Below are 14,552 nucleotides of genomic sequence, written 5' to 3'. Positions count from 1 at the left end.
AGTATAACTCTCCAATAAAGTATTGAAAAGAGCGATAAGCTCATTTTGAATCTGACGAGATTAAAAATCTCATTTGTGCTCCAGTTGTTCCAAGCCAAGGCTTGTCTCATACTTTCGCGTTCATTCTGCAAGCAGAATGTTTACTCACTCGTTGTTCAGTTTTCAAAGATCAAACTTGTTTAGTTACTGTCACTCATTCGTTTCAGTAACTTTTATATCATATCACGTCCAAACCAACTTTGCAAGCTCTTTTTTCAAGTTTCTTTCGAAGCTTGTTTTCATTTGCTTGCCGCACCGTGTAATCTGTGTTTTCTTGGCCGGAATTATAATATACCATGTACAGAATAACATTGCAAGTGTTTTTTTGATAAGTATTGATCCATCCTAACAATATAACAATTACTGATTTATACATATATATCTATGTTAACTAGCTCTCTCAATACAAAAGACCCCCTCACCACGAGAAGGTCTTAACTATATTAAAAGAATCAGACTTTAACCCAGTACTTCCTGAATATATAACTGTCTTTGCTGCATCAGGTTGATAATTGCCCCTTCTACAGACACCATCGGCCGTGTAGGGTGATCTCGATCAGAGAAAATAATCTCCCCAATCTGGTTATTGCTTAATTTCACTCGAATCCCATTATGAATTTGAGTAGAACGCTGCACAAACACATTCACAATAGCAGGATCCAGTTTGCCAAACGCCTCACTTTGAATTTGCTCCAGAACCAGATATGGAGATTGAGCCTTTCGATAAATCCTCTCCAGGGTCATCGCATGGAAAATATCCGCTATGGCTACGATTTTGGCATAGATGTGAATCTGAGTACCCATAAGTCGCAAGGGATAACCCGATCCATCCACTTTTTCGTGATGCTGCAGTGCTGCAAGTCTTGCACCCTCGTTAATCGCCGTAGCCTGTTTAAGAATCTGGTATCCATACTTCGTATGATGCTTAATCTCCTCCTGCTCGGCAGTTGTCAGGGAAGAAGGTTTATGAAGAATCTGCGGATCAACTTTATTATTGCCAATATCATGGAATAAACCTGCAAAAGCAACCTGCATCCAATCCTTCGAAGGAAGGTCGACCCACTGAGCCAGTTGATAAGAAGTGATCGCACTCAGCACAGCATGATGATATACATAGTCGTGTTCTTTCATGCTACGGGGACTGAAGGTGAGTACATTATATTGCTTTAGATGCATAAACAAAGCTTCAAGCTGTGTGCGTAACTCGTATACTGGCAATTCTGCGGCCAAAGAGGAAAGGAATGCGTTTTTGGTCAACGTAACCATTTTCTCGTATTCTTCCTGAAGTGTACTGACCCTTGTTGTGACTATTGTACTTGTCCGATCCCCACTCTGCTCTGCAACGGCTGTTCCTGAGGCCCCAGCCCCAGTCAATCCAGCGGCCCCCTTGGAACTTGCAGTGCCTGTTGCTGTCCTCTCTTGATCAATGTCTACCTGATGAATCATAAAAGCCCTGAGGACTTCCATATCTTTCGGTAAAATGATTTTTCCCTTTTGAAGCAATACATTGCCACGCAACGTCTGCACATCACTTCCTAATTTCAGTCCAGGTTTGACTTCTGACAGGGTGATTAATCCCATATTGATTCCCCTCACTCATCGTTCTTCTTAAGATGATGACAATACAAGACCATAGTCCCGGTTTCTCATGTTATTTCCCATTATATTACTCAGAAAACAGGCTGTACATCCTAGATTTTGAAGCATTTCATCATTTCTTCTGCACGTACCAAAAAGGCCCCCATAAAGGGAGCCTTTCGTATCCTGTTTCAATTGCCTTAACGATGCGATAAAAAAAGAGGTTTATGTTATTCTTCTGAACCTGAATCTTCACCTAGGACATCATCTTCCGCCTCAGACACCATACCTTCTTCCAGATCTAACTCTGTATCAAGGGACGTCTCGGATTCTGTTGCTTCATTGTTTTCTTCATCTGGTTCTTCTTCATTTTTATCAATTCGGCTAACCGTAGCCACGGAATCATCCTCACGAATATGAATTAGCTTCACACCCTGTGTATATCGACCCATGGTTGAGATGCCATCCATGCTCATTCGAATCAATGTACCACTGGACGTGATGATCATAAGATCCTCTTCTGTTTTAACCATTTTGAGGCTAACAACAGCACCGTTCTTCTCGGTAACATTAATCGTTTTAATCCCTTTACCACCACGGGTTTGCATCCGATAATCGCTGACTGGTGTACGTTTACCGTAACCTTTGGCTGTAACAATCAGAACATCCAATTCAGCATCCACGACATCCATACCGATAACTTCATCCTGATCATCGAGTGTGATACCTTTAACCCCGGTAGCACTACGTCCCATAGAACGTACGTTACCTTCCGAGAAACGAATGGACATTCCATGAGCTGTACCCATGATAATCTCTTGCTGCCCGTCCGTCAGCTTCACATCAATCAGGCTGTCATCATCACGCAAGGAAATCCCGATAAGACCACCTTTGCGAATGTTCGTGTAATCTTCAAGTGGCGTTTTCTTCACTACACCCTGACGTGTCGCAAAGAAAAGGTATCTGTCGCTCTCGAATTCCTGTACCGGAATAACCGCATTAACAGACTCACCCTGCTCAATCTGAATCAGATTGATAATCGGAGTCCCACGTGCTGTCCGTCCAAGCTCCGGAATCTCGTAAGCTTTCAACCGATATACCTTACCTTTGTCCGTGAAGAACATCAGGTAGTTGTGAGAGTTGGTTACAAAAAGATGCTCGACAAAGTCAGTATCTTTCGTGTCCATTCCTACAACACCGCGACCTCCCCGTTTCTGACTCCGGTAGGTAGATACAGGCAGACGTTTAACGTAACCCGTATGGGTAATCGTAATGATTACTTCTTCGCGTGGAATCAGATCCTCATCCAGAATACTCTCTTCCCCAACTGTGATCTCAGTACGACGATCATCACCAAAGCGCTCGCGAATTTCTTGAAGCTCTGTACTGATAATCTCAAGCACAAGATGCTCATTAGCCAAAATTTCGCGATATTCGCGAATTTTAACCATCAATTCGTTGTACTCATTCTCGATACGTTCACGTTCCAGGCCTGTCAGGCGCTGCAGACGCATATCCAGAATCGCTTGAGCCTGATCATGGCTGAGTGAGAAGCGCTCAATCAAACCTTCTCTGGCAGCATCAGTATTGCTCGATGAACGGATCAAAGCAATGATCTCATCGATGTGATCCAGTGCAATACGTAAACCTTCCAGAATGTGAGCACGAGCTTCCGCTTTTCTCAATTCAAATTGCGTACGGCGACGAATAACCTCGATCTGGTGCTGCAGGTAGTGATATAACACTTCACGCAGATTCAGAATCTTTGGTTCTTTATTCACGATCGCAAGCATGTTAATACCGAATGTGGACTGCATCGAAGTATGTTTGTACAAATTGTTCAGCACAACACCAGGATTGACGTCCCTGCGAAGCTCAATCACAACCCGCATACCATTACGGTCTGATTCATCACGCAGATCGGTAATTCCATCGATTTTTTTGTCACGCACCAGTTCAGCAATTTTCTCTACGAGTCTTGCCTTGTTCACCTGGTACGGAAGCTCTGTAACAACAATACGAGCTTTATTGTTGTTCTCTTCAATGTTGGTTCTGGCACGCATCGTTACCGATCCACGTCCAGTCTGGTAAGCCTGGCGAATACCCGAACGTCCCAGAATATAACCAGATGTGGGGAAATCGGGCCCTTGGATATAATCCATCAGTTCCATGGATGTAATATCCGGATTTTGGATCATTGCCTGTACGCCGTCAATAACCTCTCCCAGATTGTGAGGAGGAATATTGGTAGCCATACCTACAGCGATCCCGCCAACTCCATTGACAAGCAAGTTAGGAAAACGAGCAGGAAGAACAATTGGCTCATTTTCTTCGCCATCATAGTTTGGTTGGAAGTCGATGGTGTCCTTATTGATATCTCTGAGCATTTCCATCGCAATTTTGGATAAACGTGCTTCGGTATAACGCATTGCTGCAGCCATGTCACCATCGACTGAACCAAAGTTACCGTGCCCATCTACATGCATGTAACGCAGCGAGAAGTCCTGTGCCATCCGTACCATTGTCTCGTATACAGCTGAGTCACCGTGTGGATGATACTTACCGATAACTTCGCCGACGATTCTGGCTGATTTTTTATGTGGTTTATCAGGTGTCATGCCAAGCTCCGACATTGCATACAGAATGCGCCGGTGAACCGGCTTCAATCCATCACGCACATCAGGCAGGGCACGGCTCACAATGATGCTCATCGCATAATCCATAAAGGATTCACGCATCTCGACGCCAATATCCCGATCTTTAATCTGCGAGTTCATTTCTTCCGCCATGCTGGACCTCCTTCTTGTCCTTCAACAAACGTTCCAAATCAATCATTTCGAAAAAAAAATAATATATGTGAAAAGCCTAACAAGGCTAAAACCGCATAAGAACGCTACTCTTTATTATATTACTTTCACAAAAGTTACACAATTAAACGTCCGCTGGGCAATAGCCTTTCTTCCAGGAACTTGAGCATGTCTGGGGATTCGCCCTGCCTTCCTCTGCAATTGCACATACAATGCTAGAAAAGCGGCATATGTACTGTCCAATCAAGGCTAAAGCCGTTCCCACCGGTCATTCAAACCACAATTATAGCGGCTGACAGCACAAATCGCCATATTCCTCTATTATACCACTGAAATCGTCTCTTGTCCTTTGATTTTCTGCATGCTGGCCCTCAGACCAACCGACCAAAACAAGAAAGGACTGATTCATATTGGGTATCCAGCGCGTCTCCAGCAAATGGATCAAAACAGCCATTTTGCAACGCAGTCGTCATGTCAGTGAATATATCCCGGTGACCCGAAAATATAGCTCGCAGACGCTAGAACGAATGACCGAGTTATTCCCGGCAAATTATATTAAACCAGACCGCGGAACTTACGGTAATGGGGTAATGCGCGTGAAAACAACCCGTACCATGTTAGTGCCCCCCCTGGCTGAAGATACATCTACCGATGCCAAAAGCGATGAGGCGGCCGATGAAGCAACGGAAGCGGAGACAAAAGATTCAGAACCTGCTCTTTCGGCCATGACCGAGCTTACAACCTATCATCTTCAACATGGAACTGAAGAACGAGTCTTTCATTCTCTAGGTGAGCTCCAGGACGCATTGGATGAACGTATTCAGAAACGTGACTACATCATTCAACAAGGCATTTCACTGATGACACATGAGGGATTACCTTTTGACTTGCGTGTATTAACCCAGAAAAACCCACAACATAGTTGGGAAACAACAGGTATTCTCGGACGGGTTGCTGCGCCAGGGAAAATTATTACCAATATCCACGGAGGCGGCAGGCTCGCGACGTTCAGAGAACTTGTGATTCCCCATCTGAAAAAGGACGGATATCAAAAGCTTGAACATGAATTGTATCGCCTAGGTATCCATACTGCTGTCCAACTGCAAAGCTCTTTTCCTAGGCTCAAAGAGATCGGGATTGATATTGCACTGGATGATCATGGGCGTCCCTGGATTCTGGAGGTCAATACACTGCCTGGTATCTATGCCTTTGGTCTGCTACCCGATAAAGAGGCTTACCGCAAAATCAAACGTTATGCCATTGCCTACGGACGCTTGCCTTCCAAAAAAGGTAAAACAAAAAAGGCAAATTTCAAGGCCCCCAAAGCTTCCAAAGTCTCTAAAGCGCAGGCTTCTGCCATCAAACGCCGCACTTCCCGATGAATAGATCACACCAATAGGACAGAGCCTCATAATATAAAAAAGGCGCCCTCACAGGCGCCTCTTCGCAACTCATTAAATATCGAGGTTTTTCACGTATTTAGCATTTTCCTGAATGAAGTCTCGACGAGGTTCAACATTATCCCCCATCAGCGTATCAAACATGGCGTCCGCCAGCATCGCATCGCTGATCGATACTTGCAGCATTGTCCGGCTTTCTGGATCCATGGTCGTTTCCCACAGCTGTCCAGCATTCATCTCGCCAAGACCTTTATAGCGCTGGATGTTAAACTTGGCATTCTCGCCAAGCGTTGCAATGATCTCATCACGCTCTTTCTCTGAGCCTGCATAACGGATAACTTTGTTACGCTCAATCTTGAACAGTGGTGGTTGTGCAATATATACATAACCCGCCTCAATGATTTTGCGCATATATCGATACAAGAATGTCAGCAATAGTGTCCGGATGTGGGCACCATCGACATCGGCATCGGTCATCAGAATGATTTTGTGATAACGAGCTTTGGCAATATCAAAATCATCGCCGATCCCTGTTCCCATTGCAGTAATGATTGCACGTATCTCAGCATTGCCCAAAATACGGTCCAGACGTGCCTTTTCCACGTTCAGGATCTTACCACGTAGCGGCAAAATAGCCTGGAAGTGACGGTCACGACCCTGCTTGGCCGAACCACCGGCAGAGTCTCCTTCGACGATGTAAAGTTCACTGATCGATGCATCTTTGGATGAGCAGTCCGCCAGTTTACCTGGCAGGGAGCTGACCTCAAGTGCACCTTTACGACGTGTCAATTCACGCGCTTTACGAGCCGCTTCACGGGCACGAGCTGCCTGCAATCCTTTTTCCAAAATACGACGGGATACGGAAGGATTCTCTTCGAGGAACTCCTGCAGTTTCTCAGCAAACAAAGATTCCACAATACCGCGCACTTCACTGTTCCCCAGCTTTGTTTTCGTCTGTCCTTCAAATTGCGGTTCAGGAATTTTGACCGAAATAATAGCTGTCAGTCCTTCACGCACATCGTCACCAGACAAATTGCCTGTACTATCCTTGATTACACCTGCTTTGCGGGCATAATCGTTAATAATCCGTGTGAGAGCACTTTTGAAACCGGACTCGTGCGTTCCACCTTCATGAGTGTTGATGTTATTGGCAAAGGAATAAATATTCTCGGTGTAATTGTCATTGTATTGCAGTGCAACCTCCACCTGAATGTTATCCCGTGAACCTTCAACGTAAATCGGGTTTTCATGCAGCACTTCACGCTTCTGATTCAGGAAGGATACATATTCAATAATCCCGCCTTCGTACATGAAAGAGTTGGTTGCACCTGTACGCTCATCCGTCAACGTTAGGCCGATTCCTTTGTTCAGGAACGCCAGTTCACGTACACGAGTCAGCAGGGTTTCATAATCAAATACCAATGTCTCTGTGAAAATTTCTGGATCGGGATGAAAAGTTACAGTTGTTCCTGTCTCATCCGTCGTTCCAATCGTTTTCAGATCATACTGCGGAGCACCGCGACGATATTCTTGTTGATAGACATGACCTTCACGCTTAACGGTCACCACCACTTTTTCGGAAAGTGCGTTAACAACGGATACGCCGACACCATGCAAACCACCGGATACCTTGTACCCACCACCACCAAACTTACCTCCTGCGTGTAGGACCGTCATAACGACCTCAAGTGCAGGACGTTTCATTTTGGTATGTTCACCGACAGGGATACCCCGCCCATTATCGACGACAGTTATACTGTTGTCTTCGTGAATACTGATCTCGATATGATCGCAGTAACCCGCCAGCGCTTCATCGATACTATTGTCCACTACTTCCCAGACCAGATGATGCAGACCTTTGGCACTGGTGGAACCGATGTACATCCCCGGACGTTTACGTACGGCTTCCAGTCCTTCAAGGACTTGAATTTCATTCGCATCATATGACGGTTGATTCATAGACATGCCTTTCACCTACTTCTATAGATTCAATATCTTGAATATGCGTTAACTTAAGAATATTAGCAGACACAGGAATTTTCTCTTGCATATCTGCTACAGATCAGGAAAATGGTGAGCCCGCTTCTTGAGCGTGGCGGAGGAAATCGGTGAGTAATATACAATGTTTTTCGTCACCACAATTGATTTCGCTTCCTCTTCGCCGATATGTTCGACCGTTTTTTCCTGTTCGGCATGTGTAACATACTGCTTGGATATTTTTGAGGATTTCTCAATCGATATATCAAAAATAGCGACCAGCTCAGAAGAACGGATGATTTTCTCACCGCCCAGATGAATGTACATAAGCCCTCACTCCTTAGCGTTCCACCTGTCCGGCATGAACGTGATAGATACTAGCGTCTTTAAGCTTGTCAACGTTCAGGCTCTCAATTCCCGTAGCGGTTATAAAAGTCTGTACCTTGCTTTGGAATGTTTCGATCAGCTGGGTCTGACGAAAAGGATCAAGTTCGGATAATACGTCATCCAGCAACAGAACCGGATATTCCCCGATCTCTTCATGAATCAGTTCGATTTCCGCAAGCTTAAGAGACAACGCCGTTGTGCGCTGCTGCCCCTGAGAGCCATACGTTTGTACTTCCCGTTCGTTAATGAAAAAGGACAGGTCATCCCGATGCGGCCCACTCAGCGTTGTGCCTCGGCGAATCTCCTGCTCTTTCATTTGTGATAATTTTATCATAAATTGCTCCATTAAGACAGCTTCATCTTCCTCAGTGGCTTCGCTGAAGGAGGGAAGGTAGGCCAGGCGCAGGACTTCTCCGCCTCCGGTGATCCCCTGATGGATTGTTTCTGCCCACTTTTGCAGTTTCTTTATGAATTGTTTCCTTTTTTTGACGATTTTAACACCATGCTCTGCCAGCTGTTCGTTCCAGATCTCCAGCATCGCTTGAGCCGAATCCCCTTTCCCCCATAACTGCTTGAGCAGATTATTCCGCTGAACCAGCACCTTTTGATACTGCTGTAGGTGATAGAGGTAGCCTGGAGCCACCTGCCCGATTTCCATGTCAAGGAACCGACGGCGAACCCCCGGTGTGCCTTTGACAATCTCCAGATCCTCAGGGGCAAACATCACCACATTGAGTGATCCGACAAAATCACTTAGTTTACGCTGCTCCAGACCATTAATCTTCGCCTTTTTACCTTGTTGCGACAAGGATAATTCCAGCTTGACCGCTCCATATTTTTTGTCGACCTCTGCAGTAAGCCTTGAGCGTTCCTCGCCAAATCGAATCAATTCCTTATCCCGGGAGGTGCGGTGGCTCTTGGTGAGTGCAAGCACAAAAATAGCCTCGGCCAGATTGGTCTTGCCCTGGGCATTTTGTCCAATCAACAGATTGACAGGACCGAACGAATCCAGCTTCAGATGTTCATAATTGCGGAAATGCTGCAACTCTATGCTGTTTACAAACACGCGGTAACCTCCCTTTTATCCCGTCCGTCAGGAGGCAGCAGGATTGCACCTTGGTTTTCTATTCTGCAACGACTTCAAACGTGCCTTCTCCGTCCACCTCAACGATATCCCCAGGGTATAACTTCCGCCCACGGCGTTCCTCAGACTCTTTATTCACACGTACAAGCCCTTCTTGCAGGATCGCCTTCGCCATACCTCCAGTAGGGATGCATTCTGCCAGTTTCAAAAATTGGTCAAGCTTGATGTATTCCGTACGAATCGATACTTGCTTCATCGTGATCTTCCTTTCGTTAGTTGGTCGTTCGGTAAGGCAGGATAACGTATAGGCTTTGACTGTCGTCCAGCGGTTTCAAGATGATTGGGCTCATGACACCCGTAAAGGCAATCATCAGCTGCTCACTTTCCACAACTTTCAGCACATCCAGCATGTATTTGGAGTTAAACGAGATTTTTAGCGGTTCACCGGTAAATTCAGCGGGCTCAATCTCTTCTCTTACTTTACCGAGCTCGGAGGAGCTGGAGGATATTTCAATTGTGCCGGAGTCCATCGTTTGCATACGCACAATGTTTGTTTTTTCCTCACGCGACAGCAAATAAGCCCGGTCAATGGATTCACTTAATTTTTTAGTGTCCAAAACAAGTTCTGTTTTGTATGACGTTGGAATAATTCTAGAAGTATCCGGATATGTTCCGTCCAAAATACGGGAGTAGAACAATACGCGGTCGATTTTGAACAACACCTGATTATCTGCAACAACGATATCCACAAGTGTATTCTGATCCGGAACAATTTTGCTCAGCTCGTTTAGCGTTTTACCAGAGATAACAACGTTGTTGAAACGGATACCCTCTGCATTATCCAGCATTGCTGCACGTGTAGCAAGACGGTGGCGGTCCGTTGCCACAAATTTCAACTCGTTATCACCCAGACTCCACAGTACACCTGTCAGAATTGGTGTCGTTTCATGAGTGGAGATGGAGAATACAGTCTGTTTGATCATATTTTTCAGTAAATCTCCGGGAATAGAGACTGTTTGATTTTCTTCAATGCTCGGCAGTACCGGGAACTCTTCCGGATCCAAACCAACCAGTTGAATTTCCGTTGCACCTGCGGAGATAAAGGTGTTGAAGTTTTCTTTGACCTCCATATGCACTTCTTGTGAAGGTAACTTCTTGATGATCTCTACGAAAAATTTGGCTGGCAGAACGACACTACCCGGTTGCTCAACCTGTACGATACTTTTGTCTCCCTCTTCAAGCGGGATGAACGATTGGATGGAGATATCTGTGTCACTTGCTGTCAACGTTACCCCTTGGTGATTCACGTCGAATTTAATACCGCTCAGAATAGGAATCGTCGTACGACTGGAGATTGCTTTGGATACCTGTTGAATAGATTCGTTGAGATAGCTTTTCATTATGCTGATTTTCATGATTTCACTCCTAGCGGATTTTTTGATGTTGTTGGGTTGTGACTTGGTCTTAAAAAGGTGTTTATTGAAAGGCCGGAGGCCATGCTTTGTAACGGCTTTTTGGAGAAGATATCTTTAGATCTTTATAGTAATAATAGTAATAGGGGCACTGAATATGTGGATAAGTAGGGTAAAACCCATAAAATTAAGCCTATCCACATGTGTACACGTTGTGCATAGGCTTGGGACTTGTTCAGGTTGGATTCTTAATTTTTTCGGTTAAGCTGTTGATAACTTTATAGAGATCTTGATCGTTTTTAATTGCTTGAGAGATCTTTTCATGAGCATGTATGACCGTGGTATGATCTCGTCCTCCAAAAGCATCCCCGATTTTGGGCAGAGAAAAGTCTGTCAGTTCACGAGAGAGATACATAGCAATCTGTCTTGGAAAAGCAACCGCTTTTGTCCGTTTCCGTGCTTTGAAATCTTCAAGCTTCAAGCTGTAGTACTCGCCGACCTTTTGTTGGATGTCTTGAATGGTGATCATTTTGGGACGGCTGGAAGGAATGATGTCCTTTAGTGCTTCAGCTGCCAGATGGGAGCTTACGTCCTGGTTCGTTAGGGAAGAATAGGCCACAACACGGATCAGGGCTCCTTCAAGTTCTCGAATGTTAGTATCGATCTGGTTAGCAATATACATCATCGCTTCGTTTGGAATATCCAGATTCTCCGCACGTGCCTTTTTACGCAAAATCGCAATCCGCGTCTCCAAATCCGGAGGCTGAATATCCGTAATTAATCCCCATTCAAACCGTGAGCGCAATCGCTCTTCCAGCGTTGGAATTTCCTTCGGTGGTCTGTCGCTGGAGATGATGATCTGCTTCCGTTCCTCATGCAGCGCATTAAACGTATGGAAAAATTCCTCTTGTGTTGATTCTTTTCCGGCCAAAAATTGAATATCATCAATTAGCAGAATATCTACGCTCCGATACTTGTTGCGAAAACTTTCCCCGCGATTATCACGGATCGAGTTGATGAATTCATTCGTGAATTTTTCAGATGACAAATAAACAACCTTGCTGCTCGGATTATGCTCCAAAATGTAATGTCCGATCGCATGCATCAAGTGGGTTTTGCCAAGTCCTACGCCTCCATATAGAAAAAGAGGATTGTAGGCTTTAGCGGGCGCTTCAGCGACCGCCAGCGATGCGGCGTGGGCAAAACGGTTGCCCGGTCCAATGACAAAGGTATCGAATGTATATTTTGGATTCAGCATGCTGAGCACTGCTTCTTCCTTAACGACTGTCGGTGTTGGCGCGGGCATCTGCGGGTCTGGCTCTACAGGTTTGTTCTCCTCGATGACAAATTTCACATCGACCTGTTTGCCAAGCAACTCATAGACCGTCGAACCGACGAGTTTGGTGTAACGGCTCTCCAGCCATTCGACGGCAAATGTGGTTGGGGCGGAGATGACAATAGCCTGATCGTTCAGCTTGGTTGCCTTCGTTGCTTTAAACCAGGTGTCGAAGCTGGGTTTGCTAAGTTTGTTTTGTATGATTGATAAGATTTGCTGCCATAAATCAGAAGTATGGCTGTCCACAGACTGTCACTCCTTTTACATGTTCCAAGTGTGGCTTAAGCCATGATGCAGTGTCGAAATACGAGATATATTGTTGAATTTATCCCCAAACCCCCGCGTGTCTAAAACAAAAAAAGAAGGAACAACGGAAAATTGTTCACAACTTTATCCACAGGCTGTTGATAATATTATGGGTCAGATCACATATTCACATCCAAAAGTAATACAATCATAGCAAAAGAAGCCCCGCATTTCAACGTATGGCGAGATTTTATCCACAAATTCAATAACTTGTGTATAATTTTTAGTCACAACACAATATATTGTTTATAAATTGTTTAATTTTCGACAGCATGACCTAAAGTGCAAAAATAATTTATACACAGGATATCCGTCGAAAGATGCTAAATTGTGTGCAAAAGTGATCCTGGAATGTGAATAACCTTGCTGTGGATAAACTGAAAGTGAATCGAAGTAAGTCGTTGTGAAAATGAGCAGATCGGTATGATGGTTCTTCACCCTCATGAGGTATTACAGAGTAGAAGTGTAGTGGATGTGTATCTTTTTAGAGTCCTGACAAATTGGTGCTGCCATCATTTTGAGGATCGATATAAAAGCTAAAACATTTAGATAGGTGTATTTCGATGTAGATGTATCTGTGCGTATTGAAGCGGGATACAAACGACAGCAAAAAGAGGAAGGCCCCGCAGCCGGTTTATGGCTGCGGGGCCTTCCTCTACTTATAGATGAAGCATAGACATTTTGCGTTGATATTCAGCAATGTCCGCGTACTCCTCTTCCAGTTTGCGCGAAATACGTATATAGATCGGTAACAGCTCTTGATAGAGGGAGGCGTGTTCCTTGACGGGGGTATGCCGATGAGTTGTTCCTACCATAGAAGAAACGGCGTCAAGGGATTTGATCCGCCCTGTAGCATACAGTCCGAGAACAACGGCGCCGAGACAAGAACTTTCGAAGCTCTCGGGTACCACGACTTCCTGATTGAAGATGTCCGACATCATCTGCCGCCATAACGGAGAGCGTGCAAATCCGCCCGTAGCCTGAATGGAGGTCGGTTGCCCGATCTGTTCTTCCATAGCAAGCAGGACGGTATAGAGGTTGAAAATAACTCCTTCAAGCACCGCACGAATCATGTGCTCCTTCTTATGATGGAGGGTCAGGCCAAAAAAGGAACCGCGGGCGTCTGGATTCCAAAGTGGAGCACGTTCGCCCGAAAGGTACGGGTGGAACAACAGTCCTTCGGAACCGGCTGGGACACGTTCCGCAATTTTGGTCAGTACATCGTAGGAGTTGATGCCGAGGCGTTTCGCTGTTTCGACTTCAGACGCGGCAAACTCATCCCGTACCCAGCGAAAAAGCATACCACCGTTATTCACAGGCCCGCCAACGACCCATAGTTTTTCAGTCAGGGCGTAGCAAAAGGTGCGGCCTTTCGGATCCGTTACCGGACGATCAACGACGGTACGAATGGCACCGCTCGTGCCGATGGTTGCGGCGACGACGCCTGGCTTAATGGCGTTAACGCCAAGGTTGGATAATACCCCGTCACTTGCGCCGATTACAAAGGGTGTGGAGGGGGATAAAGCCATTTTTTCAGCCCATTCAGGATGTATTCCCTCTATTGTATAAGTGGTCGGTACAAGCGTTGATAGATGATTCGGTGTGATCCCTGCAATGTCCAGCGCTTCTTGATCCCAATCCAGCTGTTCAAGATGAAGCAAACCCGTACAGGAAGCGATGGAATGATCAATGATATATCGTCCGAACAGACGGAAGAACAGGTACTCCTTTATTGATATAAATTTTGCAGTACGCTCGAATATCTCGGGTTCATCATGGCGCAGCCACATCAATTTGGTCAGAGGGGACATGGGATGAATGGGGGTACCCGTGCGTAGATAAATACGATGACCTACCCCGTTTTCTTGCAGCTTGGCGGACCAAGCTGCACTTCGATTGTCAGCCCAGGTGATACAGCGTGTCAGTGGATGATCATGCTGATCCATGGCAATGACACTATGCATGGCTGAGCTGCAGGATACGAAGAGAATCTGGCTTGCAGAAACTCCGCTCTGGCTCATCACCCCGTGTACAGAGCGAATGGCTGCTTGTACAATCTCTTCGGGATCTTGTTCCGCAACATCTGGAGCGGGTGTATAGAGCGGATATTCCTGAGTGGAGGTCGTAATCACCTCGCCTTGCTCTGTGAATAAAACGGATTTGGTGCTGGTCGTTCCTATATCAATTCCAATCATATAGTTGGTCATTGCATCGTTCCTTCTTTCT

10 protein-coding genes are annotated in these 14,552 nt (G+C 45.5%); 1 reads left to right on the top strand and 9 read right to left on the bottom strand.

Annotated features, from left to right (window positions below; all coding sequences use genetic code 11):
* Positions 1–498: 498 nt before the first annotated feature.
* Both ACUTVW_RS25220 and gyrA read right to left on the bottom strand, forming a co-directional pair.
* Positions 499–1,620 carry an HD-GYP domain-containing protein gene (locus ACUTVW_RS25220; protein WP_445648292.1) on the bottom strand — a complete coding sequence of 374 codons (1,122 nt, stop codon included), beginning with the start codon at positions 1,618–1,620 and terminating at the stop codon, positions 499–501.
* 227 nt (positions 1,621–1,847) lie between these two features.
* Entirely contained in the window at positions 1,848–4,406 is a 2,559-nt protein-coding gene (gene gyrA, locus ACUTVW_RS25215) for a DNA gyrase subunit A (protein WP_445648291.1), read from the bottom strand.
* 428 nt (positions 4,407–4,834) lie between these two features.
* On the opposite strand from gyrA, the gene ACUTVW_RS25210 reads away from it, so the two are divergent.
* Entirely contained in the window at positions 4,835–5,806 is a 972-nt protein-coding gene (locus ACUTVW_RS25210) for a YheC/YheD family protein (RefSeq protein ID WP_445648290.1), read from the top strand.
* Between the two features lie 72 nt (positions 5,807–5,878).
* On the opposite strand, the gene gyrB is transcribed toward ACUTVW_RS25210, so the two are convergent.
* From gyrB to gntK, 7 genes are all read right to left on the bottom strand, one after another.
* Positions 5,879–7,789: a DNA topoisomerase (ATP-hydrolyzing) subunit B gene (gene gyrB / locus ACUTVW_RS25205; protein ID WP_441929743.1), complete on the bottom strand. Its 1,911-nt coding sequence runs from the start codon at positions 7,787–7,789 to the stop codon at positions 5,879–5,881.
* 90 nt (positions 7,790–7,879) lie between these two features.
* Positions 7,880–8,128, bottom strand: a complete 249-nt coding sequence (gene remB / locus ACUTVW_RS25200; RefSeq protein ID WP_090923610.1) for an extracellular matrix regulator RemB — start codon at positions 8,126–8,128, stop codon at positions 7,880–7,882.
* A 13-nt stretch (positions 8,129–8,141) separates the two neighbouring features.
* Positions 8,142–9,254, bottom strand: coding sequence for a DNA replication/repair protein RecF (gene recF, locus ACUTVW_RS25195; protein WP_445648289.1), 1,113 nt, complete (start codon positions 9,252–9,254; stop codon positions 8,142–8,144).
* Positions 9,255–9,312: 58 nt separating this feature from the next.
* Positions 9,313–9,528 carry a S4 domain-containing protein YaaA gene (yaaA, locus tag ACUTVW_RS25190; protein WP_434748638.1) on the bottom strand — a complete coding sequence of 72 codons (216 nt, stop codon included), beginning with the start codon at positions 9,526–9,528 and terminating at the stop codon, positions 9,313–9,315.
* Between the two features lie 16 nt (positions 9,529–9,544).
* The gene (dnaN, locus tag ACUTVW_RS25185) at positions 9,545–10,687 is read right to left on the bottom strand and encodes a DNA polymerase III subunit beta (RefSeq protein ID WP_445648288.1); all 1,143 of its coding nucleotides are present in this window, start codon (positions 10,685–10,687) and stop codon (positions 9,545–9,547) included.
* A gap of 232 nt (positions 10,688–10,919) precedes the next feature.
* Positions 10,920–12,266, bottom strand: a complete 1,347-nt coding sequence (gene dnaA, locus ACUTVW_RS25180; protein WP_434748640.1) for a chromosomal replication initiator protein DnaA — start codon at positions 12,264–12,266, stop codon at positions 10,920–10,922.
* A gap of 719 nt (positions 12,267–12,985) precedes the next feature.
* On the bottom strand, positions 12,986–14,533 hold the full coding sequence (gntK, locus tag ACUTVW_RS25175) for a gluconokinase (RefSeq protein ID WP_445648287.1): 1,548 nt from the start codon (positions 14,531–14,533) through the stop codon (positions 12,986–12,988).
* Between the last annotated feature and the right edge of the window lie 19 nt (positions 14,534–14,552).

It is taken from the genome of Paenibacillus sp. TSA_86.1, from assembly GCF_052691815.1.
Note: the sequence above shows the minus strand (reverse complement) of the source record. Positions and strands in the feature narration are given on the sequence as shown.